Below are 23,288 nucleotides of genomic sequence, written 5' to 3'. Positions count from 1 at the left end.
ATATTTTTTTTGTATTGTTATGCTTAAAATAACGATCAAGATAAAGCTCTATTGTTTTTAGATAAACAAGCTCATGTTAGGCTTATCGATATTTATGGTCTTCTATTAAGTAATCACCTGAAAAAGAAATTTTTATGAACAAATTGATGGTAACTCTGTTAGCTAAAGCTTTTATTTTCCTCTTTTCATTGGCACTGCCAACGATTAGTTATGCTGAGGTAGACAATCGCAAGTGGCAGAAACCAACACCCATTTTTAAGCAAGATTTTGATTGGATAAAGCTGACATCTGATGAATGGCTAAAAGGCGATATCGTTTCTATGTATGATGAGAAGCTGGAATTCGACAGTGATGAACTTGATATACAGACAATTGATTTGGAAGATATAGCTGAGTTACGAAGTAAACAATGGCAAAGCATTCGTATGTTTGATGGAACCATTGCTGAAGGGTATTTAGTGTTAAAAGAGGGGCGATTATCTTTAGTCAAACACGGTGTGACCAGCCACTATGAATTGAGTAGCCTTTTATCTATTGCATCATCAGGAAAAAATGAACGAGATTTATGGGATGGCTACGTCAATGTAGGTATTAATTTACGCGAAGGTAATACAGTACAATTTGATTATACATTTTCTGCTGGAGTACAGCGACGAAGTTCGAGTAGTCGATTTAAAACTGATTATACGGCAGATTATAGTCGCTATGAAGATCAAGACACAGAAGAAATGAAAGTTACCGCTGACAGCGAGCACTTAACGTCATCTTATGATTGGTTTTTTAGTCCTAAAGTTTATTTTCGAGCAGCTGATATTGAATACACAGCGGATGAATTTCTAAACTTAGACTATCGTATCCATTATGGTATCGCATTGGGTTATCACATTCTTGACACAAGCAGGACAACTTGGGATGTTAATATAGGTCCAAGTTATCAAAAAAGTAAATTCCTTGATGTTCAAGAGACTGAAAGCGATGTAGAAAGTTCTTTTGGTTTAACTCTGGGTACAGATTATACTTTTGAAGTCACGAGTGATATTGACTTCGATGTTTCGTATAGTATTGAAATGGTTAATGAAGCGTCAGGCGGTAATATCCACCACTTTCAAACAGGTCTAGAGATTGAACTTACTAATGACTTTGATTTGGATTTGACCTTATATGCCGATCGTACTGAAAATCCAAAAGCAGACAGTGATGATAATATACCAGAAAAAAATGATTATCGTTTAGTGGTTAGTTTTGGCTATGATTTTTAATTAACCAACTCGGTTTTTTGTTTCGGGCTTGTATTTCATCTAATACTGCCGTTTTTATTATTGTTAGAGTAAGTGCCGTAATATTGTGAATAAGTATTTATCATTAATTATCGCCTTAATTAGCTTTACCAGCTATGGGCAGGAAATCTTAGAGCATATGGATATATGGAGTCCACCAACACCTGTTTTTTCACAAAATTTTGACTGGCTAAAACTACGTTCAGGAGAATGGCTTAAAGGCGATATCATCTCGATGTATGAGGATGAACTTGAATTTGAAAGTGAAGAGTTCAATACCATTATTTTTGATTGGCAAGATGTAACAGAGTTGCGTAGTCGTTTTGACCAGCAAATTCGTTTCGCTAATGGAGAAGTAAAAGAAGGCTTCCTTATCGTTAAAGATCAACACCTTGTTTTAATCAGTGGTGGCAGTGAACAGCACTACCCTTTATCTGAACTCTTATCAATAACCTCATCTTCTGATGACAGGAAAGGATTATGGGATGGTAAAATTAGTTTAGGTATTGATGTCAATTCAGGTAATGTGAATCAATTAGATTATTTAGTTAACGCTAGAATTCAGCGAAGAACACCTTTTACACGTTTTAGAGTCGACTATATCTATAACTATAGTAAGTCTACTTTTGATGATGAAGACAAAGTTCTTACTGATACAAGCCGACTCACCTTATATCTTGATTGGTTTTACAGCAGTAAAACTTTCTTTCGTGTATTCGATTATGAATATTTTACCGATGTTCAACAAAACATTAAATCTAGAGATACTCTAGGGCTCAGTTTAGGTTATCACCTCGTAAAAAATAAGCGTCTTCAATGGGATGTAACCCTTGGACCTAGTTATCAACAAACCGTATATTACAATACGAGTGACGAAAGTGACCAAAAAAGTGGTGTTATCGCTTTAGGCACTTTATTTGATTATAGTATTTCAAGTAAAATAGATTATATTTTTGATTATCAATTACAATTTGTTGAAGAAAATTCAGGTAAGCGAAATTCACATTTAAAAACAGGCTTAGAATTTGAATTTAGAGACAATTTTGAATTAGATTTTACATTTTTTATAGACCGAGTAGCAAAGCCTGTCGCTTCCGCGGATTCGTTACCGCCAAAATCGAATGATTATAGGTTAATACTGAGTCTCGGATATGACTTCTAGCAGAAGACATGTCCTGTGATCTAACATCTATTAATATGGTTGAATTCAATGTCAGTTAATGAACGACAACCGTACGATAAAACAATACCTTGTTGCTCCTCATATGCTGATAACACATTGGTTCAATTATAAGAAACCTAACCGCTTATGAGTTTTACTTTATAAGAGCCGCAACAACTTGCTCTATATGAATCAGTTGAATTAAGTCCGAAACACCCTCTTGCTTAAACCGTGAGTCAACATTTTAAATTTTTGTCCTATGAGCATTGTGCTGGATGCGTCATTTCTAGTTTGCTCAACTAATTTTAAAGAACCTGTTTACAGATAAAACTTAGTTATTAATGTATGATATCGCCAATTCTAGCGCATCTTTATCTTTTGATTATTATATTTATGACTAATAAAATTCAACATCTTCATATATTAGGTATTTGTGGCACTTTCATGGGTGGACTTGCTGCTATTGCCAAGGAACTCGGCTTTAAAGTCAGTGGCTCTGATGCCAATGTTTATCCGCCAATGAGTACCCAGTTAGAGCAGTTAGGCATAGAATTAATGTCAGGCTATCAAGTTGATAACTTCTCTGATGATATTGATTTGGTTATTGTTGGCAATGCTATGTCTCGGGGCAATACCATGGTGGAATATATGCTAGATCGCAATATTCCCTATACGTCAGGTCCACAATGGTTACTCGACAATGTATTAAAAGATCGCTGGGTGCTCGCTGTTTCGGGTACACATGGTAAAACAACGACCAGTAGTATGCTGGCGTGGATTTTAGAATATGCCCATATGTCTCCTGGTTTTCTTATTGGTGGGGTACCGCAAAATTTCTCTAGTTCTGCTCGTTTAGGTGATGCACCTTTTTTTGTTATTGAAGCTGATGAATATGACAGTGCTTTCTTTGATAAGCGATCTAAATTTGTACATTACCGACCACGTACTTTAGTCATCAATAATTTAGAATTTGATCATGCCGACATCTTTGATGATCTCAGTGATATTCAAAAACAATTTCATCACCTTATCCGGATGGTACCCAGTAATGGTTTGATTTTGTCACCGGCTGATGAAGAAGCAATTAGTGAAACGTTAGCTATGGGGTGCTGGACACCGAACGAATTCTCTATTAGAGATGTTCAACAATTGTCGAGAAAAGCTTTTAAGCAAGACCCTCAATTAGCAATGGGCTGGCAAGTAGAAAAATTAAATGCGCAAGGTAGTGAGTTTATCGTTAACTTTAACGGTAAAAAACAAGGTGTTGTTAAGTGGGATCTTATTGGCGATTTCAATATTGATAATGCGGTGATGGCAATAGCTGCTGCGCGTCATGCTGGTGTGCCAAGCTCAGTCTCTACGGAAGCATTAGCTGAATTTATCAATACTAAGCGTCGTTTTGAACTACGTGGCACAGTTAATAATATTAGCGTTTATGATGACTTTGCTCATCACCCAACGGCTATCGCAAAAACATTAGCGGGTGTACGTGCTAAACTTGCACAACAAAAAGAAGAACACGCACAAGCAGGGCGTATCTTTGCGGTATTAGAGTTTAGATCAAATACTATGAAGTCAGGTATACATAAACAATCACTACCACAGTCGTTAATTGATGCGGATCAGGTATTTATTTATCAAGATGAGCAAATAACGTGGTCAGTGAGTGACTTAATCAATCAATGTAAGCCACCTTGCCAAGTAGAAGAAAACATTGAAAAATTAGTTGAGAATATCACTCAACAAGCACAAGCGGGCGATATAATTGTTGTGATGAGTAATGGTAGTTTTGCCGGAATTCATGACAAATTATTGAACCGTTTGGGGAATAGAATCGTATAGCCTGTTTAAATAAAATATTTAACCAATTTAGCTTAATCAAAATAGTAAAGAGAACCCAGTACAATGACCGTATTAACAATACTTACCGCACCTAACGATAAGCTTATAGACCAAGCATTACCTGTATCTGATGTAAGCAAAATTCAAGTGTTAATCGATGACTTACTTGAAACCCTATACGATACCGAAGATGGTATCGGTTTAGCTGCAACACAAGTTGGCCGTAGTGAAGCCGTAGTGGTTATTGATATTTCAGAAAATCGAGATGAACCACTTATACTTGTAAACCCAGTGATTACTCATGGTGAAGAAACCGCTAAGGGACAAGAAGGTTGTTTGTCTATACCGGGCTACTATGCAGATGTTGAGCGTTTCACTCACGTTACCGTTGAAGCACTAGATCGCGATGGAAAAGAGCTTACTATTACCAGTGATGAATTTCTTGCGATTGTGATGCAACATGAAATAGACCATTTAAAAGGTAAATTATTTATTGATTATTTATCGCCACTAAAACAGCAAATGGCACTTAAAAAAGTTAAAAAAACCATTAAAAATGGTTAAGCATAATCAAAGATTAAAGCGTGGCTTGTTAACTAATGATACGAAATTTGAATAAGGTGGCTAAAGTGAAAAGTGATTTTAATGGTAAAATTACCCTTGCCATCACAGGTGCCTCTGGTGCTGCTTATGCCTTACGTCTCATTGAATGTTTAATATCAGCAAACTATCAACTGTATATTCTGTGCTCAAGTGCAGGTCGTATTGTTGTGGATACGGAAGTTGGTGTGAAAATTCCTAGTTCTCCTGACGCTGCCAGTAAGTTTCTTACTGAAAAGTATCAGGCAAAAGACCAGCAAATAACGGTTTTTGGTAAGGAGCAATGGTTCTCTCCTGTTGCTTCAGGCTCTTCAGCACCAAAACAAATGGTTGTTTGTCCTTGTTCTACTGGAACTATGGCGGCTATTTGTCATGGTATGAGCGACAACTTAATTGAGCGGGCTGCCGATGTGGTGATCAAAGAGCGAGGTCAGTTAATTTTAATGGTAAGGGAAACTCCTTATTCAACCTTACATTTACAGAATATGTTAAGCCTCTCTCAGCAAGGTGTCACAATTATGCCAGCCTCTCCAGGTTTCTATCATAAGGCAGAGAGTATTGCAGACCTTATTGATTTTATGGTGGGTCGAGTATTAGATCACCTTGGTATTGAACAAGACATAATGCCGCGATGGGGTTATAACATTTAGACGTTAAGCATTAAGTAATATTGCGGACATAAAAAAAGCGACGTTAGTCGCTTTTTTTATGAATATATTACAGGTGTTAGACACACCACACTATGACTCGTGTTTCTTACTCATCAAAACTGAATTCAATATAAGCTCTGCCTAAATCACTTTTTAGTGGAATAATAACGATAGGTCCTTTAGCTTTATGATGAATAGAATGGTTGGATCCAGAAACAACAATCGGGGTGGCCATATCAAATTCAATGCCCTTTTCACTCAGCATACGTTTCGCGCCACCAGTAACCATATTTGTTATTTCACCGACTAAATCGATAATCTCTTCATTAACTTCATCAGGAGCTTCACCGACCATTTTTTTCATAGTCGCTAATGCCAAACCCCCTTCAAAAGTAATAGAAAGTGAGCCCTTTGCTTGATCGCTAACCATACCAATTAAACCTGAAACATCACCCAAGGCGACTTCATTTTTTTTAAGACGTGGCTTTTCTGGAATTAATTCCATTTGAGCCATCGTTGACATGACATTAAGCATGGAAGATAAAAATGGATTGATAAACTCTACATTCATGAAGGTTCCGAATCTTAACTGTTTAGATAAAGTGCTTAATCTGATTCTGCATGCTTATTTTACAAATGTAAATCAAATAGCGTGATAGTTGTATAATTTGTGTGGAAAATCGCTCAGTGACTTTACTAGTGAGTTAATTGAGGAGTAATTTTTTCTTTATTACTCCTGTGATCAAAAGTTAAGCTGCCAAAAAAAGCTTCGCCTTGAAGATCTATACCTTGAAAGTTAACTGTATTCACTTGCTTAGGGTAAGTATCGGTGAGTATTGCATTTTTTACCACCATTTGTGGCAAAAAACTTTGTTGCTTACTTTCTTGGTAGGCTATTATTTTCCCTGAAATAACTTCAAAACCAAGCCAGTTAAGCGGTACTTTTATCTGGTTTCTCGCTAGGGTAAATTGTTGCTCAAAATACTGCTGAATATATAAGTCATAATTTTTGTGCTCGGCAGAAAAGTGAATCTGCCTACGTTCAGCGATAGCATTTTCAATATCATGGCCAGTATATTGATGCATTATTTCAATGCGTTGAGTTTTTGGGTTAACATTTAGGTCGCTCACCCCAAAAAAATAGGTGTGACCCGTAGCCGAAGCTACAAGTCCCACATAAAAGCAGATAGCAATGATGTACTTGCTAAACACTTTATTCATTATTGGCCTTCTTCTTTATGTTCTTTTTCATCGTTGATTTTCTCAACTGAAATATCTTTAAGCTTCTTATTATAATCACGCATCATATCTTTTTTCTTTGCTTTATAAAGATCAAAACGTGATTGAATAGGGCGAGCTGGCCAGTAGTTATTATTTACATTCACGTCAGCAGTTTGCCAATTGGCATCTAATGCAATGTCGGTGATTTCTTTATCACGGATTAATAGTTTCGATACCTTTTTACTATTTCGACGCCAAATTTCAGCGGGAATATAAACATGCTCTGTGGTGCTATCAGCATAAGTAATATCAAGTAAAATTGGCATGACTAAGCCACCATGATTAGAAAAATCGATGACATAGAACTTACTATCATTCGTCAATAAGTCTTTTTGCCAAGGTTTTAATTCAGCGTGAGCTTTATTATATTTATTACGATCAGCATTGGTGGCAGTAAACTTATCATGTTCATTATAAAAATCTAATAATTCAGGTTTGTCTTGAGTACGAAGCCATTGGCCTTTATTGCGTAAATCACTGATAAATTCAGGCTGTTCGTTATCCATTGCACGTTCCCAAGCTTCTTCCACATCAGGGTTTTGGCTATTTGGGCGATATAAATACACATTATCGATAGCTAAATCTACGTGATCAGTAGTATAGAACCAGCCACGCCAGAACCAATCTAAATCAACGGCCGAGGCATCTTCCATAGTACGGAAGAAATCAGCTGGCGTAGGGCGTTTGAACTTCCAGCGTTGCGCATATTCTTTAAAAGCAAAATCAAACAGCTCACGACCCATAATGGTTTCACGTAAAATGTTTAATGCTGTTGCTGGTTTGCCATACGCGTTATTACCAAACTGTAAAATAGATTCTGAGTTAGTCATAATGGGTACTTGGTTAGTACTTTTCATGTAACTGGTAATCTTAGCCGCATGACCACGACGAGACGGATAACCTTCTTCCCATGATTGTTCAGCAAGGAATTGTAAAAAGGTATTTAACCCTTCATCCATCCACGTCCATTGACGTTCATCAGAATTAACAATCATAGGAAAGTAGTTGTGACCCACTTCATGAATAATAACACCGACTAAGCCGTATTTAGTACGACGTGAATAAGTTTTCTCACCCGTTTTTTCATCGAGTGTAGGACGAGGACCATTGAAGGTGATCATCGGGTATTCCATACCACCCACTGGGCCGTTAACTGATATAGAAACAGGATAAGGGTAATCGAAAGTATATTTACTGTATTGCTCCATTGTGTGGATTATGGCTTCAGTTGAATACTTCTCCCAAAGAGGATTACCTTCGTTAGGATAAAATGACATGGCCATAGTATCGCTAGTGCCTTGTTGGTAACCTTGTGCATCCCAAATGAATTTTCGACTTGAAGCAAAAGCAAAGTCACGAATGTTTTTAGCTTTGAAGTGCCATGTTTTTGTTTTAGTACTACGTGATTTTTCATTCGCTAATGCTTCTGCTGGCGTAATGATTAATACCGGTTTTTTAGCTTTTCTGGCTTGTTTTAAGCGTTTTCGTTGTGTACTAGTAAGGACTTTACTTTCATTCTGTAATACACCTGTAGCTGCAACAACATGATCTGCAGGTACAGTAATTTTTACATCATAGTCACCAAATTCTAGGGTGAACTCTCCACTACCCAAAAATTGTTTATTTTGCCAGCCCTTAGCATCGTAATAAGCTGCAGCTCTAGGAAACCAACTCGCAATTTCATAAAGGTAGTTATCATCTTTTTTAAAGTATTCATAACCAGAACGACCACCAAGCACTTTTTGCTCGTGTAGTTGATAATGCCAATTAATATTTATCTCTACACTAGCACCAGACTTTAATGGTTTAGGCAGATCAATTCGCATCATAGTGCCATTGATAACATAATGTAGTGGTTTGCCATTACTTGCGGTTACTTTAGTAATGCCATAACCACCATCGAAAGCAGGGGTTTCAGCCAAGCCGCGGAAACTCTTAAAAGTGACCTTATCTTTACTTGGCGCAGTACTTGTCATTTTGTACGCTGAATCACGCTTCATGCGGTTTTGATCAAGCTGTAACCATAAATAGCGCAAGGTATCAGGAGAGTTATTCTGGTAATCCATTACTTGCGCGCCGGTTAAACGCTGAGTTTCGTCATCTATAGCAATGGAAATGTCGTAATCAACTTGTTGCTGCCAATACTTATGACCTGGCGCACCAGAAGCGGCACGATAAATGTTTGGTGTAGGTAAAACTTCTTCTAATTGACGAAACTTATCGTCGAAGACAAGTTTACTTGCCTGGCTATCTGCTGACAGTAAGCCAGAAAGAGCCAGTACTAGGCCAATTAAGGCAGTATAGGTTGAATATTTCATAATTTTCCAAAGTAGAGTGACACACGCTTTTAACGTTTTTTATAGAATGTATACAATATTTAATACTGATCCGGAATTTATACCATAATCAGAAACATCTTGTTACTTGCCAGGTAAAATTTGCGATAAAAAGCAGCATTAATAAGATTAACGGCAGGGGGAGTTTAAATGGTCTTGAGTGGATTAAACCTTGGTACAGTTTTTACAGCGGCCGTGCGCTTCAACTATTTGATGACTGATAGTAAAGCCATTAGCGTCAGCCATGGTGCGCAAAGCTAAATCAAAATTATTAGACTGTATTTCTTCAACATGACCACACTCATCACAAATTAAGAGTTGCACAGGATGATTACATTCACCGAAGTGGTGACACATGATAAAGGCATTAATTGACTCTATTTTATGGACAAAGCCTTGTTTAGATAAAAAATCTAAAGCACGATAAATGGTGGCAGGTTTTGCCGCAGCATCTAACTCTTTTAGCTCAGCCAATAAATCATAGGCGCCAACGGCCCCTTGACGATTAGCCAATAGCAGAAAAACTTGTTCTCTAACTTTAGTAAAGCGCGCGCCTTTTTTTTGGCAAACGAGTTGTGCTTGTTGTAATAAAGATTCTGCCGTCATGGTGCTATTTGGTTATCTGTTGTATAAAAGCGGATAAGTTTTCCAGTGTATCATAGCTATTTATCCGCGAGTAAATATTTTTAACTTAGCCGAATCATATAGCTAGTATGGCTTGGCAGCTAAAGCCTAAAAGGGCAGTTATAAACAATTCGCCATTTATTTAACCTTACATTACAATGAGGAATATTTGCCAAAAGACAGCGCTGTCTTTTGGTGTTGTTTGACGATAAATTTTGGTAGGAAATTAACATGACTCGCTATCTCGCACTTGATGCTTTTAGAGGCATTACCATCGCTTTAATGATTTTAGTGAATACACCGGGAACATGGTCGCATGTGTATGCGCCTTTATTACATGCAGATTGGAATGGTGCAACACCAACGGATTTAGTTTTCCCATTTTTCTTATTCATCATTGGCTCCGCTATGTTTTTTTCTTTCAAGAAAAGTAACTTCGCTGCCAGTCCCGAGCAATTTAAAAAAATCATTAAACGTGGTTTTATCATGTTTTTTATTGGCTTTATGCTCAATGTTATTCCTTTTACCACTAATATTGACGATTGGCGAATTATGGGGGTTTTACAACGTATAGGTATTGCTTACGCGGTAGCGGCCTGTTTAGTGCTAATACTTAACCGTACCGGTATATTTATTGCGTCAACTGTCATTTTGTTAGCATATTGGGCATTACTGCTTAGTGTTGGAGAAGGTGCTTTAACTATTGAAGGTAATATTATTCGTCAGTTTGATTTAGCCGTAATTGGTGCTAATCACATGTATACCATGCGCGGTGTTGCTTTTGAGCCGGAAGGATTATTAAGTACTATTCCAGCCGTAGTGAATATGCTGCTTGGTTTTGAATTAACACGTTATTTAACCAGTATTAAAGATAAAAAAAGTAGTGTTATTAAGTTAACGCTTATTGGAGGCCTAGCAGTTGGCTTTGGTGCCCTCTGGAGTTTAGTCTTACCTATTAATAAGTCGTTATGGACACCGTCTTATGTCATCTACACCACAGGTTTTGCTTGTCTATTATTAGCCGCTTTCATCTGGTTAATTGATATCATGAAACAAGTGAAATTGGCTGAGCCTTTATTGGTTTATGGTACTAATCCACTTTTTGTTTATGTGTTGTCATTTTTAGTGGTAACAGTGTACTTAAACATTAATATTGGTGATGTTTCTATGTATGCTTGGTTATATCAACAACTGAGTGAAGTATTTGCAGCTAAATTAGCCTCATTTATTTTTGCTTTTTCACATGTAGCATTTTTCTGGTATGTTTCGTTAAAGCTGTATCAACGCAAAATATTTATCAAAATATAAGCGGGAGCCCTTAGTTGTAATATTCAGGCCTTAACTTTAATTTTTGTTAATATTAAGGTCTGAAAAGACTATCAAAAAGCCTTGTTTTTGCTATGCTTAGCTTATGATTTTTAATCATGAATTATAAGCTAATCATAACAAAGGGAGTCTTTTTTACGAGTGAATAAAGCTAAACTTAGTCAAGATGAAAACTTGTCGTTTAAAGTTAGTCACCAATTATTGCCACAAGCCTATCAACGTATTGATTTGTACTTTTCCCTGCCAGTTGAAATGGGTATAAACCCCAGTACGCTCAACGAAGAAGAATTCTTCCACTCAAATATTAAAAATCATAGCGCCTATCACGCTGACCAATTGCATCTGCCCTTAGTGCGAAGTCGATTTATTAGCCAAAATAAAGGTGAACAAAGTGACTATCGATTAAACCTTAATTTATATTCCTATCAGGTTAAAAAGGCACTCGATGCAGATGTTAAACAAGCGTTAAAGTTAAAAGTGGCGGAAGAGTTTTATCCAGCGGCAGTTGAATTAGCTGAACAAACCTCCTCGTTGACTAAAAAGTTAAGGCGCTATACGCCTTCTGATAAAAAACTGAACTCATTCTTTGAAAATGCAGATAACTATTTAAGTTGGCATATAGAACAGTCCTTCTTAAAATTACTGACAACAGGTCCGAAAAGTGCTGAATTTACCGCTGAAAGAGAGCTATTGTTAAGTTTATGCCGAAATGAAAATGAATATCGTATCGACAATAAATATAACTCACAAGTTACGCTTGATGATGCTAACCGCATCACTAACAAAATGCGACTGTTACAACGATTGATAGAATACGGTGTGGTCTTTCAGCGCCAAACTCGCTACTTAAATGTTAACTTGAAACGTTTTGTCCGTGGCATTGTTACTGCCTTCATCATGGCTTTTGTTATGTTGTTAGTGCTAAATGCACGTACTAACTTTACCGAAGTTACGCTTGCTTTAGTGGCTTTCTTAGGACTTATTTACGGGTTACGAGAAACCTTTAAGGAAGACTTAACCAGTTTGATATGGCGAAAAATACAGAAAGGTCGGCCCAAGTGGCAAAACCTATTTACCAATAGCGTGACTAAGAAACGTGTTTTGAGCCAAATCCTATGGCTTGAATATATAAAAAGCAAAGATTTACCCAAAACAGTCAACGCTATGTTTCAACGACGCCGACAGCAAAATAAACAGGATGCCCAATTATTGCACTTTCGCTGTGATAATAAGGTTATGGCTAAGGCTTTTTTGCCTGGCTATGACGAAATTCAGCAACAGACATTTTTCAACTTAACACCTTTTGTTCGCTTTCTGAAAAAAGGGGCTGGTCGATTATATAGCTTGGAAGGGCAAAAAATATCAAGCCAAGGGGTAGAGCGACGTTATCAAATCAACCTTATTTTGCGTCATGTTTGTCAAGGTGAAGAATCCTTACAGCGTTTTAAAATCACTTTAAACCGTTCAGAAATAGTCAATATTGAACCAATAAAATAGCCGCACCTCAATAGTGCAGCCGATTGTGGTCTACGCCAGTCAACATCGCTTAGTTATTGCTTGCTTTTTCTGAGTGTTTTCCCTACAATACGCCTCCTTAATTCAGCCTGAACTTTTGTTCCTTGTCTCAACTGGTGTTGGCTGAGCCAGATTATGAGACTACAACCGTAAGGAACTCGTAATGCGTCATTACGAAATCGTATTTATGGTTCACCCTGATCAGAGTGAACAAGTGTCTGGTATGATCCAGCGCTACACAGACTTGATCAATGCTGCTGAAGGCAAAATCCACCGTCTAGAAGACTGGGGCCGTCGTCAATTAGCATACCCAATCAATAAACTACATAAAGCACACTATGTTCTTATGAACATTGAAGCGCCACAAGTAGTTATTGATGAGCTTGAAACTGCTTTCCGTTATAACGATGTTGTTATCCGTAACATGATTATGCGTACTAAAGATGCAGTAACTGAAGCATCGCCAATGGCTGCTGCTAAAGAAGAGCGTCGTGACGATCGCCGCGAAGTTAAGAAAGATGTTGCTGCTACGCCAGTTGAAGCTAAAGAAGACTCTGTTGAAGAGAAATCTGAAGAAGCTGCTAGCGAAGAATAAGTAATCTGTGATTGTCTCGCAAGAGAATTGCCTAGTGTTGATCGGTGAGGTGGTGAGAACCCCTAAACAGTCAACCAGCCCTGCAGGTATTAGTCATAGTCAGTTTTCAATAGACCACAAGTCTATACAAAATGAAGCTGGCATGAATCGACAAGCTTTTGTCCGAATACAAGTAGTTGCCACAGGTGATTTATCACACTTAACTCGTGAATTAGTTGCGGGTACTGTAATAAAAGTGACAGGTTTTATAAATCGTCACGAATCTAGAAACGGGAATCCGCTTTTAGCATTACATGCCCAGCAAATTGAAATGATTAATTAGGCTTTATTAACTAACAAAATTGTTAATTTAATAAAACCGCATTAGGAGAACTCCATGTCTCGTTTTTTTAGACGTCGTAAGTTTTGTCGCTTCACAGCGGAAGGCGCAACATCTATAGATTATAAAGATATTGCAACTTTAAAAAACTATATCACTGAAAGTGGTAAAATTGTTCCTAGCCGTATCACTGGTACTGCTGCTAAATATCAACGTCAACTAACTCGTGCGATCAAACGCGCTCGTTACTTGTCATTGTTACCATACACCGACTTACATAAGTAAGCTAATAGGGGTTTGAAATGGAAGTAATTCTTCTTGATAAAATCGCCAAATTAGGCGGCCTTGGTGACAAGGTATCTGTTAAATCAGGTTATGCACGTAACTACTTATTACCACAAGGTAAAGCAGTATTTGCATCACAAGCTAACGTTGAGCACTTTGAAGCTCGTCGTGCTGAATTGGAAGCTAACTTAGCTACAGTTCTAGTTGCAGCTCAAGCTCGTGCAGCGAAAGTTGTTGAGCTAGCTGAAGTTACTATCGCATCAAAATCTGGTGACGAAGGTAAATTATTCGGTTCTATTGGTACTCGTGATATCGCTGATGCGATCACTGAAGCTGGCGTTGAAGTTGCTAAAGCTGAAGTACGTCTACCATTAGGTGCTATCCGCGAAACAGGTGAATTCGAAATCGCAATTCACTTACATCATGATGTTGATACTAGCATCAAAGTTGTAGTTATCGCTGAAGCATAATTTATAACTAAGCATTTGCTTAGATTATAAAACAAAATACCGCATTCTCATTGAGGCTGCGGTATTTTTTTGTCTTAATTTTCTGTTAACTGACTGAACTGAGTTAAGTCTTACTAAGTTGTGCCGTTAATTTATCGTAATTGGTGATGGCTGGAAACTCTTTAATGACGTTGGTTGGTTTTTTACTATCAGGATTTGCAATCGCCAGTAAATGTTTAATACCGTATTGCTGAGCTGATTTAAGTATTTCTATACTGTCATCAATAAACAGTGTTTTATCACAATCAAAGCCATGTTTGTCTTGTAGACGTTGCCATAATAACTGCGACTCTTTACTGACGCCAAATTCATGGGTAGAGTAAAGCGTATCAAAGTATTGATCTAATTGAGTACGTTCAATTTTAAGTGACAGTGCCTCTGGGTGAGCATTTGTTACCATAACGATATCTTTACCACTGGCTTTCAGTGCTAATAAAAAATCTTTCGCGTCACTGCGTAATTGGATAAGGTGCTGGATTTCTCGTTTGAGTTCTTTGATGGACATTTGTGTTCGCTCAGTCCAGTAGTCTAGGCAATACCATTCAATAGTACCAACAACAGCTAAGTAATCAGCTTTAAGTTTAGCTTTTGCGGCATCGAGAGATATCGACATTTTTTCACTATAACGTAAAGGTAAGTGCTCTAGCCAAAAGTGATTATCAAAATGTAAATCTAAAATAGTACCGTCCATATCAATTAAAACGGTAGAAATTTCGGACCAATTAATGTTTGCCATATTGGTCATTCCTCAAAATAAGTTGCAGTGTAATAAATATTAACATTTTGCTATTCCAAAAGTATTGTTTATCGTGGCATTATAGTGATATCTAACGAAAAACAATTAACTAATGTAGCTAGAACTATGGCTGATAAAAATCAATTACCACTCATTACTAATCGCCGACAAGTGGCTAAAAGCGGACTCTTTGGAATTGAACAAATAGATCTCACCTTTAGTAATGGTGAACAAAGGCAATATGAGCGTATGATGGGCACAGGTCGTGGTGCTGTGATGATAGTGCCCATGATTGATGATGAGACCTTATTACTGGTACGTGAATATTGTGCAGGTACGCATAGTTACTTATTAGGTTTTCCCAAAGGGCTTATTGATGAAGGTGAGCTTGCTGAGCAAGCTGCCAATCGAGAGCTACAAGAGGAAATTGGTTATGGTAGCGAACAGTTACAGCAGATGACAGAATTGATGATGGCACCTGCCTTTTTTAATGCCAAAATGACCATATTCTTAGCTAAAAATCTTTACAAGTCTGAGCTTGAAGGTGATGAACCAGAGCCATTAGAAGTGGTGTCTTGGCCAATTAAAGACTATAAAGAACTATTACAACAAACAGATTTTACCGAAGCACGTAGTATTGCAGCATTAATGTTAGTACGAGATCTTCTTGAAAATTAATAGCAAATAAATTGAAAGTGACATAGTACTAAAGCACGATGAAAGAGGTATAACGATGAACCAAGATAAATTACTGAACATTGCTTTAGAAAGCGCAAAAAAAGCTGGCGTAGAAGTAATGAAATATTATCGTCAGGGAAACTATACTGAAGAAACTAAAGCGGATAAAAGCCCAGTAACCAGTGCTGATATTGCATCAAACGATATATTAATGGACCAGCTTAAAACCCTGACACCAGATATACCTATTATTTCAGAAGAAGTAGGTACAGTACAATTAAGCGAGCGAAAAAATTGGTCTCGTTACTGGTTACTCGATCCCATTGATGGCACGGGTGAATTCATCATTGGCAGTGGTGATTTTGCAGTAAATATTGCGCTAGTTGAAAATGGTTGGCCGACACTGGGTGTTATTCACGCGCCAGATCACTGCCTTACTTATTATGGGCAAAAAAACCTTGGTGCTTTTAAAGATAACAGCCAGGCTAGTCATGCTATTCGTGTAGCAGAATATCAAGAAAACCGTCGTATTAAAGTTGCTATAAGTCGTCGTCAACAGCTTGAATTAATGGGGCAATACTTAAATAATGATTACGACTATGATTATGTTGCCTTGGGGAGCTGTTCCTTAAAGAATTGTCTTATTGCCGAAGGTGGAGCAGATTGTTATTTACGGATAGGCGTCACGGGTGAATGGGATACAGGGGCTAGCCAATGTATTTTAGAGCAAGCCGGCGGTGATATTATCGACAGTGAATTTAACCCTTTAAGTTACAATAAACGTGAAAGTTTACTGAACCCTGACTTTGTTAGTTTAGGGTCAAGAGATTTTTCTTGGCAAAAAATAATTAACGCCCACAGAAAAGTATATGAATAACAATCAGCTAAAATAAAAAATCTCATTCTCATTATCTTTAAGCAAGGTTAAGTAATGGAGGATTAAGTTACAGTTAAAACGAAGTAGTTCGTTTTGCATAAGATTTGTGCTAAATTAGCGCTATTCATTGAAGTGAGCTTAACGGCTGCTTCCGTACTATCGTGATTAGGTAATTTTGTTTTAGCTATGTTATCAAACGTATTAAAAGAACATATATCTCACCATCAAGCAGGGCATCGACCTTGCTTCTTTAAAAGTATCGATCAAATCTAAATTTTTGGTAGATAGCTTATGCTGTCAGCCAAAATATCACTTTGTTATTTTTCCGACCATTTTGCTATCTGCTGCTTTATCAGCTATTAACTTTATCTGTACCCGTAATGTTAATAAGCTGAGCAATAAACTATAAATATTCAATTCGTATTATTTTATTAAAACTACTCAATAAGTAAGAGGAAAAACCATGGCAGCTCAAGTAACCGCACTTTTTAATGAGATCTGGGAACAATATCTCTGCGTGACACCCTCAGCAAAAAAAATTCACCAATTGTTAGGAAATGGCAATGATGTAATTAATGATCATGTCGCTTACCGTACCTTTAATCACCCCAAAATTAACTTAGTGCAATTGGCTAAGGGACTTTTGGCTTTAGGTTACACTGAATGTGGCCAATATGACTTCTCGGCAAAAAAACTGGATGCGAAACACTTTGAACATACAGATAGTACTATGCCTAAAGTGTTTATTAGTGAATTGCGTGTTGAAGAATTCTCTAGTGAAGTCCAAGAAATTATTACGGGTTTAATTGCTCAGTTACCTGATGATGTTAGTGATCGTGCTGATTTCCTTTACTCTGGTCGTCTTTGGGAAATTAGTTCAAAAGACTATGAGACACTGTTAAATGTTAGTGAATATGCAGCATGGTTAGCAGCATGGGGTTACCGTGCAAATCACTTTACTGTGAGCATTAATCACTTAGCGGGTTACGAAGATATAGAAGTCGTTAACTCCAAACTTAAAGAAGCTGGTTATGCACTCAATACCAATGGTGGTGAAATCAAAGGTGATGAGGTAGTGAAATTAGAGCAATCATCGACACTTGCTGATAAAGCGCCAGTAGATTTTTCTGATAAAACAATGGAAATTCCAAGTTGTTTCTATGAATTTGCTAAACGTTATCCTCTTGCCAATGGTGAGCTATATACTGGTTTTGTTGCAGCATCAGCGGATAAGATTTTTGATAGTACTAACGCTAAAGGTTAGGCTATTTTAAGCGGTTTTAACCGTAGAAATAAATAAGTAAAATTTTTAAGCCAGTGCTATGCCACTGGCTTTTTTATTGGTTTTTTATTAGGGCTAAGTCATCAATATTAACTATCCATTACCATTCAAAGTGCACTAGAAGCATGCATATTCTTTGGTAAACGGGTATATATTATAGTTGCTCTTCCATGCCTGCTTTAAATTGATCACTGGGCAATATATTGATGCTTTCATGGAGTTCAGAATAAACCAATACGGCATGACCTTGTTCAAGTTGTTTTTTTACTTGACCAATTTTAGCCTCTTTACTTACATCTTCAGCACCATATTCAGTGCCTTCACGTAAAATAAAGTCTTCAATAATGGCAGTTAATATTTCATGTGATAGTTGTTCTAAAGGGATGATCATAACGGTGTCTTCAGGAATTTAAACAGTGATTCGCTATTGTATCGCTGAATCGCATCAGACCAAACGCATTAATTGATTTACTATACTCTAAACTAATTTATTAAAGAGTAAACCTTTATGCTCTTGGTCCTTTTTTTGAATCATAATAGCGCTTTGTAAAAGTATTTCATTTTTTGCTTGTTCGCTTGATGTTGCAGCATAATCCGTATCTTCAATGCGTGACCTGGAGTCACTAACATTGATAACACTGGTTTGATAGGTAGATACTTGGCTAACAATCGCATTTGTTTGTGCACCTAAAGCACTGGCACTATCATTTACTAAGGTTGAGGTGTCTTGAAGTATGGCTTGAGTGGCTGCTGGGTCACTAGCGTCTAGTCCACTAATAAAATTATCTTGTCCGAGAACACCACTAGCAAGGGTATTTATTTGTTCGGTGATTTGGTTCAGTTCACCCTGAATGGCATCTGTATTATATATTGGGTTACCTGACTGAATCGATAACTCTTGTGCGCGAAACAAACTTTCATTAATTGCAGATAAGGCTCCACTCTCAACATCGTTTATATTGGCTTGGTCTTGTGCGTTAAAGCTCAGTTGTTGACTCTGAGTAATTTCAGTGGTGAGACGGTTAGCTATTTGTAAACCGGCAGCATCATCTGCGGCTTTATTGATGCGCTTACCTGACGCGAGTTTTTCGGCTTGTTCTTCACGTTGCTGACTGAGCTTATCAATAAAGCTTAAATTGGTAGAGGGCTGATTGATCGACAACATAACGACACCTTCACAGACTAAATTATAACATTGCTACTTAATAGTATAGCAATCGAACGCTATTTAGCCTATAGAAGCAGGGGATATAGTCGTATCAAGTTAATGTTTTTTACTATCATCTTGAATATGTGTAATAAAGTAATATACATAAAAGGCGCAAATACCGAGCATAATGGCTATACCGCCAAAAGAAAACATCACAACAGGGTCATTGGCTAACATTGATAATAAGTTCATATTGAGCTCCATAATTTTCTAAGTAATTTCTGATGTACCTAGTGTAATTAAGTTGCTCAATGACTAAACTGATTTAGATCAATAGAAACGCTGCTTTTCTGCCATTTTTGCTTTGTTCTCTTGCTGCTCTATAATTTTTCGATAGATTTTATTAGCCGTTTCTATATTTTCTTCAATTTTTCGCTGAGATAACTCACGCGCGTCCATATTGCGGCTCTTTTCTGCATTCGGGTAACCATTCCATGCGGCAACGGTATTCCATACATAAGATAAATCGATGCTTTTCTCTACGCCTTTACCCTCACTATAAAGTAAAGCCAAATTATACTGAGCAAGGGCGTAATTCAAATTAGCAGCTGTTTTGTACCAACGCGATGCTTTAAAGTCATCTTGTTTAACACCAGTACCGTTGGCGTACATCACGGCTAAATTAAATTGTGCACTTGCTAAATCTTTATTGGCGGCTTTATGTGTAAGTTCAAACGCTTTTTTCAGATCTGTTTTTACTAACTTGCCTTCAGAGTAAATTAAGGCCAATTCAAATTGTGCATCGGGATAATGTTGATCTGCAGCCAGCTTAAATAATTCCAATGCCTTCATGCCGTCTTTAGATACGCCATAACCGTGTTGATAAACTAAGGCCATTTGATATTGAGCAGGGGCGTAACCTTCATTGACTAACGGACGAAACTGAGTAATAGCCGCTTTAAATGCACCCCGGTTTAACTCATAAACACCTAGTTCAAGATCATTGCCCAGCACTGAAAAACTGGATAATAATATCATTGCAGGGATAATTACTTTGGCACTAACGTGCGCTTTAAGACTTGTTTTGATAAACATGGTTATCCTAGATTAGCTTGATTAATATGAATAAGTGTAGCTTAGAACTTATCTAAGTTACATGAAATAACTGTTTCTGCTCCTATATATTTTAGTTATTGTTATAATGCATTTTTGCATATCTTCGGAAACAATCAATGAAGGGACTATTGAAAGGGTTTAAACTCTCTTTAACTAGTTATGTCAGTTTAGCTTTTATCTTTTTTTTATTTATCAGCGCAGGTACATTAGTTGCAGTTAACTACTACCGTATGTCTGTATTCGCTTTTGAAGAAACGTTGCAACAATTTGACCGAGCGATAAAACTTGAAGCGCAAAGTATTCGAAAACATCTTACTCCTGTTTATTTCCGTTTAAAGCTACAGACAAACGTGGATAAATGGCAATATTTTTCAGCCTATCAAAATAACACCACGCTACTCTTTGAACTAGCAAATTACATTGCCATTGATCCCTTAAGCATTGCGGTACATGTAGGTTTTAAAAATGGTAACTTTGTTTCAGTAAAAAAGTTGCTTAATGAATTTGATCGGCAGCAGTATCAAGCACCGTCAGATGCCCATTTTGCTTTTGAAGTACTTGAATATTTCCCTAATGGTGAAAGTAAGAGCACACGTAATTTCTTAAATTTTCAATTAGAGGTTATTGGCAGCACTATCGTCGGTAATAGCACATATGAAATCTTTAACAGGCCTTGGTATGTCAAAGGCCTAAATGCGAAAGAAATTTCTGTTGTTGCTCCTTATCAAGAATATCAAGAGCAACACCGTATGATCAGTCTTGTTTTGAGTGATCGTGAAGCAAAGGTGGTTCATGCAGTTGATATCAACGTGTTAGCGTTAGCTGAATTAATGAAACTCAGCAACGTTACTGATAGCGACGTACAAATAATTCTGAGTACCGAAAATGAAATACTAGCGCATCAACGCTCTGGTGACTTTCATCTCGATTCTGTTAATGACCCAGCAATAGGCTTTAGTGCGCAAGATAAAAGGGCCATTAAAAACTTTGCTAAGAGTCATTTGAATCAAGTCGGCTTGAGTGAGGTTTATTTAAGTGGCGAACTGTGGATGGCGAAAATAGCGCTATTAAATCCAATCGACAAAGCCAGTACGAAGCTATTTATTGCTACGCCAAAAGCAAAGGTCATTACCTCGGTAAAGGAATCTTTGTTTGATGAGCTGTTGATATCTTGCTTAATCATCTTACTATTTATTCCGTTTACTTGGTTATTTTCGGGTGTCATTGTCCGTCCTGTGCACCGCTTACTCAAAAACACTCACAAATTGGCGGGTTTACAATTCAGTCAAGTTTCCTCAGGCGACTCTTTTATTGAAGAATTAAATGAACTTGAGCAAGATATGCTTGCAGTAAGTAATTCCCTACAAAATACTTTTTCCATCATTAACATGTTGGCGAAAGAAAAAAATATGAAAGTGCTCGCTGAAAAAATATGTAGTCAAGCATGTGAAATGTTAAAAGCCGATGCTGCTTTGATCTTTTTAACAGACAAAGATACCGAGGGTAAACTATTACCGTGTTTTGCTTGGGGTCATAAAGCTTCGTTAGCCATTGAGCAGTTTAGCCCCATTGATTTAAGTCAGGAATTAATGGTAAATGTTGAAAGTTTTTTACAAGGCAAAGTACAATTTTCGTCATTGAGTTCATCAATTAAAGAGAGCTTGATACAAGGTGAAATATATCAACAAAGCGACAGACCTTATTCTTTGTTTTTGCCATTAATTGATCGCGATGAGAAGATAAATGGTCTGCTAGGTTTTAGCTTTACTGAAGACCTCAGTTTGTTTGAACGAGAGCAATATAGCGGCATTGCTACCGCACTCTCTAAGTATATTTCTGTTGCCATTGAGGGCAGTGAACTTTTTGAAAGTCAAAAAGAGTTAATGAAGTCTTTTATACAGCTCATTGCTGGCGCAATTGATATCAAATCACCTTATACCGGTGCACATTGTCAACGAGTACCTACGCTAACAATGATGCTGGCTGAAGAAGCAACTAAGTCAAAAAAAACGAGCTTAAAGGACTTTACCTTAACGCATGAACAATGGGGGGAGTTAAAAATATCGGCTTGGCTGCATGACTGCGGCAAAGTAACAACACCCGAAAATGTTGTTGATAAGGCAACCAAGCTGGAAGCTATTTATAACCGAGTTCATGAAGTGAGAATGCGCTTTGAGGTATTGAGGCGAGATGCACAGGTTCAATCATTACAGCAAATAATTGCTGGCGAAAATCAAGTCATAGCGCAACAATACCTAGCAAAGGAAATGTTAGCCTTAGAAGATGATTTTGCCTTTATCGCGCAATGTAATTTGGGTGAAGAAATGATGTCTGCGCAAGCGGTGGATCGTATTAATCAAATATCACAGCGAAAGTGGCTACGTTATTTTGATGATAGTTTAGGTTTATCATCCGCTGAAAAAGAACGTATGCCAGCGACTAAAGTGCAGTTACCGGTAGAAGAGTTTTTACTGGCTGATAAAGATGAACACTGCATTGAGCATATTGCTAGTCATTTACCTGCAGAGTCTGATTCAACGTTTACCATGGAGATACCGGAATATCGTTTTAATTTAGGTGAGGTAAACAACTTGTCGATTACACGGGGCACTATTAATAATGAAGAACGTTATATAATTAATCACCATATAGTGCAAACAATTGAAATGCTTGAGCAACTGCCTTTTCCTGAGAATCTTAAGCGTGTTCCTGAAATAGCGGGTGCACATCACGAACAGTTAAATGGTAAAGGTTACCCTAAAGGCTTAAAAGGTGACGAAATATCGATAGAATCAAGAATCTTAACGATTGCAGATATTTTTGAAGCGCTAACCGCTAGTGATAGGCCGTATAAAACGGCTAAAACCTTAAGTCAAAGTATCGCTATTCTCGATCATATGCGTAAAACCGAACATATCGATAACGACTTATTTGAATTGTTTTTAAGCTCAGGTGTTTACACTGATTATGCTAATAAATTCTTAAGTAAAGATCAAATAGATACAGTAGATATTAACCAATACCTATCAAACTAGCAGTATTATTGCTGATAGTTTGAGCGGCCCATTTGATTAGATTCACTGAAATAGGGGCATCAGTGGTTTAAATATCAGGGTAGGATAATAAAA

General features: G+C 37.3%; 24 protein-coding genes. 15 read left to right on the top strand and 9 right to left on the bottom strand.

The window, feature by feature from the left end; genetic code table 11:
- Positions 1-134: 134 nt before the first annotated feature.
- From CXF85_RS12590 to CXF85_RS12570, 5 genes are all read left to right on the top strand, one after another.
- Entirely contained in the window at positions 135-1,259 is a 1,125-nt protein-coding gene (locus CXF85_RS12590; protein WP_101228988.1) for a DUF481 domain-containing protein, read from the top strand.
- Between the two features lie 85 nt (positions 1,260-1,344).
- On the top strand, positions 1,345-2,439 hold the full coding sequence (locus CXF85_RS12585) for a DUF481 domain-containing protein (protein WP_232771182.1): 1,095 nt from the start codon (positions 1,345-1,347) through the stop codon (positions 2,437-2,439).
- Between the two features lie 393 nt (positions 2,440-2,832).
- Positions 2,833-4,281 (top strand): UDP-N-acetylmuramate:L-alanyl-gamma-D-glutamyl-meso-diaminopimelate ligase, encoded by a 1,449-nt coding sequence (mpl, locus tag CXF85_RS12580; protein ID WP_101229028.1) that lies wholly within the window; start codon positions 2,833-2,835, stop codon positions 4,279-4,281.
- Positions 4,282-4,344: 63 nt separating this feature from the next.
- Positions 4,345-4,845, top strand: a complete 501-nt coding sequence (gene def / locus CXF85_RS12575; RefSeq protein ID WP_101228986.1) for a peptide deformylase — start codon at positions 4,345-4,347, stop codon at positions 4,843-4,845.
- 65 nt (positions 4,846-4,910) lie between these two features.
- Positions 4,911-5,531 (top strand): flavin prenyltransferase UbiX, encoded by a 621-nt coding sequence (locus CXF85_RS12570; RefSeq protein WP_232771181.1) that lies wholly within the window; start codon positions 4,911-4,913, stop codon positions 5,529-5,531.
- A 106-nt stretch (positions 5,532-5,637) separates the two neighbouring features.
- On the opposite strand, the gene CXF85_RS12565 is transcribed toward CXF85_RS12570, so the two are convergent.
- The 4 genes from CXF85_RS12565 to CXF85_RS12550 form a co-directional block, all read right to left on the bottom strand.
- The gene (locus tag CXF85_RS12565) at positions 5,638-6,102 is read right to left on the bottom strand and encodes a chemotaxis protein CheX (protein ID WP_101228982.1); all 465 of its coding nucleotides are present in this window, start codon (positions 6,100-6,102) and stop codon (positions 5,638-5,640) included.
- Positions 6,103-6,227: 125 nt separating this feature from the next.
- Entirely contained in the window at positions 6,228-6,752 is a 525-nt protein-coding gene (locus tag CXF85_RS12560) for a DUF6702 family protein (RefSeq protein WP_101228980.1), read from the bottom strand.
- Positions 6,752-9,130 carry a M1 family metallopeptidase gene (locus tag CXF85_RS12555; protein ID WP_101228978.1) on the bottom strand — a complete coding sequence of 793 codons (2,379 nt, stop codon included), beginning with the start codon at positions 9,128-9,130 and terminating at the stop codon, positions 6,752-6,754. The genes CXF85_RS12560 and CXF85_RS12555 overlap by 1 nt, the downstream gene beginning before the upstream one ends.
- A gap of 183 nt (positions 9,131-9,313) precedes the next feature.
- Entirely contained in the window at positions 9,314-9,754 is a 441-nt protein-coding gene (locus CXF85_RS12550) for a transcriptional repressor (protein WP_101228977.1), read from the bottom strand.
- Between the two features lie 249 nt (positions 9,755-10,003).
- Here CXF85_RS12550 and CXF85_RS12545 point away from each other — a divergent pair, with 249 nt between their 5' ends.
- The 6 genes from CXF85_RS12545 to rplI all read left to right on the top strand — a co-directional run bounded on the left by CXF85_RS12545 (position 10,004) and on the right by rplI (position 14,282).
- On the top strand, positions 10,004-11,080 hold the full coding sequence (locus tag CXF85_RS12545; RefSeq protein WP_101228975.1) for an acyltransferase family protein: 1,077 nt from the start codon (positions 10,004-10,006) through the stop codon (positions 11,078-11,080).
- A 159-nt stretch (positions 11,081-11,239) separates the two neighbouring features.
- Positions 11,240-12,595, top strand: a complete 1,356-nt coding sequence (locus CXF85_RS12540; protein WP_101228974.1) for a hypothetical protein — start codon at positions 11,240-11,242, stop codon at positions 12,593-12,595.
- 181 nt (positions 12,596-12,776) lie between these two features.
- A complete protein-coding gene (rpsF, locus tag CXF85_RS12535) occupies positions 12,777-13,208 on the top strand; it encodes a 30S ribosomal protein S6 (protein WP_101228972.1) in 432 nt (143 codons plus the stop codon).
- Between the two features lie 7 nt (positions 13,209-13,215).
- Positions 13,216-13,530 (top strand): primosomal replication protein N, encoded by a 315-nt coding sequence (gene priB / locus CXF85_RS12530; RefSeq protein WP_101228970.1) that lies wholly within the window; start codon positions 13,216-13,218, stop codon positions 13,528-13,530.
- 54 nt (positions 13,531-13,584) lie between these two features.
- Positions 13,585-13,812, top strand: coding sequence for a 30S ribosomal protein S18 (gene rpsR, locus CXF85_RS12525; protein WP_011041278.1), 228 nt, complete (start codon positions 13,585-13,587; stop codon positions 13,810-13,812).
- 17 nt (positions 13,813-13,829) lie between these two features.
- Positions 13,830-14,282 (top strand): 50S ribosomal protein L9, encoded by a 453-nt coding sequence (gene rplI / locus CXF85_RS12520; RefSeq protein ID WP_101228968.1) that lies wholly within the window; start codon positions 13,830-13,832, stop codon positions 14,280-14,282.
- 103 nt (positions 14,283-14,385) lie between these two features.
- On the opposite strand, the gene yrfG is transcribed toward rplI, so the two are convergent.
- Positions 14,386-15,057: a GMP/IMP nucleotidase gene (yrfG, locus tag CXF85_RS12515; RefSeq protein WP_101228966.1), complete on the bottom strand. Its 672-nt coding sequence runs from the start codon at positions 15,055-15,057 to the stop codon at positions 14,386-14,388.
- Positions 15,058-15,183: 126 nt separating this feature from the next.
- Between yrfG and nudE the strand changes: the two genes are divergently transcribed.
- The 3 genes from nudE to CXF85_RS12500 all read left to right on the top strand — a co-directional run bounded on the left by nudE (position 15,184) and on the right by CXF85_RS12500 (position 17,876).
- Positions 15,184-15,735: an ADP compounds hydrolase NudE gene (gene nudE, locus CXF85_RS12510; protein WP_101229027.1), complete on the top strand. Its 552-nt coding sequence runs from the start codon at positions 15,184-15,186 to the stop codon at positions 15,733-15,735.
- 55 nt (positions 15,736-15,790) lie between these two features.
- Positions 15,791-16,612: a 3'(2'),5'-bisphosphate nucleotidase CysQ gene (gene cysQ / locus CXF85_RS12505; protein WP_101228964.1), complete on the top strand. Its 822-nt coding sequence runs from the start codon at positions 15,791-15,793 to the stop codon at positions 16,610-16,612.
- 463 nt (positions 16,613-17,075) lie between these two features.
- Positions 17,076-17,876, top strand: coding sequence for a DUF1338 domain-containing protein (locus CXF85_RS12500; protein ID WP_101228962.1), 801 nt, complete (start codon positions 17,076-17,078; stop codon positions 17,874-17,876).
- A gap of 172 nt (positions 17,877-18,048) precedes the next feature.
- On the opposite strand, the gene CXF85_RS12495 is transcribed toward CXF85_RS12500, so the two are convergent.
- The 4 genes from CXF85_RS12495 to CXF85_RS12480 all read right to left on the bottom strand — a co-directional run bounded on the left by CXF85_RS12495 (position 18,049) and on the right by CXF85_RS12480 (position 20,139).
- Entirely contained in the window at positions 18,049-18,285 is a 237-nt protein-coding gene (locus CXF85_RS12495) for a YheU family protein (RefSeq protein ID WP_101228961.1), read from the bottom strand.
- An 87-nt stretch (positions 18,286-18,372) separates the two neighbouring features.
- Complete coding sequence (locus tag CXF85_RS12490; protein ID WP_101228960.1) at positions 18,373-19,059, bottom strand: flagellin; 687 nt, start codon at positions 19,057-19,059, stop codon at positions 18,373-18,375.
- 99 nt (positions 19,060-19,158) lie between these two features.
- Complete coding sequence (locus CXF85_RS12485) at positions 19,159-19,296, bottom strand: DUF3149 domain-containing protein (protein ID WP_101228958.1); 138 nt, start codon at positions 19,294-19,296, stop codon at positions 19,159-19,161.
- Positions 19,297-19,374: 78 nt separating this feature from the next.
- On the bottom strand, positions 19,375-20,139 hold the full coding sequence (locus tag CXF85_RS12480; protein ID WP_101228956.1) for a tetratricopeptide repeat protein: 765 nt from the start codon (positions 20,137-20,139) through the stop codon (positions 19,375-19,377).
- Positions 20,140-20,276: 137 nt separating this feature from the next.
- On the opposite strand from CXF85_RS12480, the gene CXF85_RS12475 reads away from it, so the two are divergent.
- Entirely contained in the window at positions 20,277-23,195 is a 2,919-nt protein-coding gene (locus CXF85_RS12475) for an HD-GYP domain-containing protein (protein WP_101228954.1), read from the top strand.
- Positions 23,196-23,288 lie beyond the last annotated feature (93 nt).

The organism is Colwellia sp. 75C3 (genome assembly GCF_002836255.1).
Lineage (GTDB): Bacteria > Pseudomonadota > Gammaproteobacteria > Enterobacterales > Alteromonadaceae > Colwellia.
The sequence above is the reverse complement of the archived record's forward strand: the minus strand, read 5'-3'. Positions and strand labels throughout refer to the sequence as shown.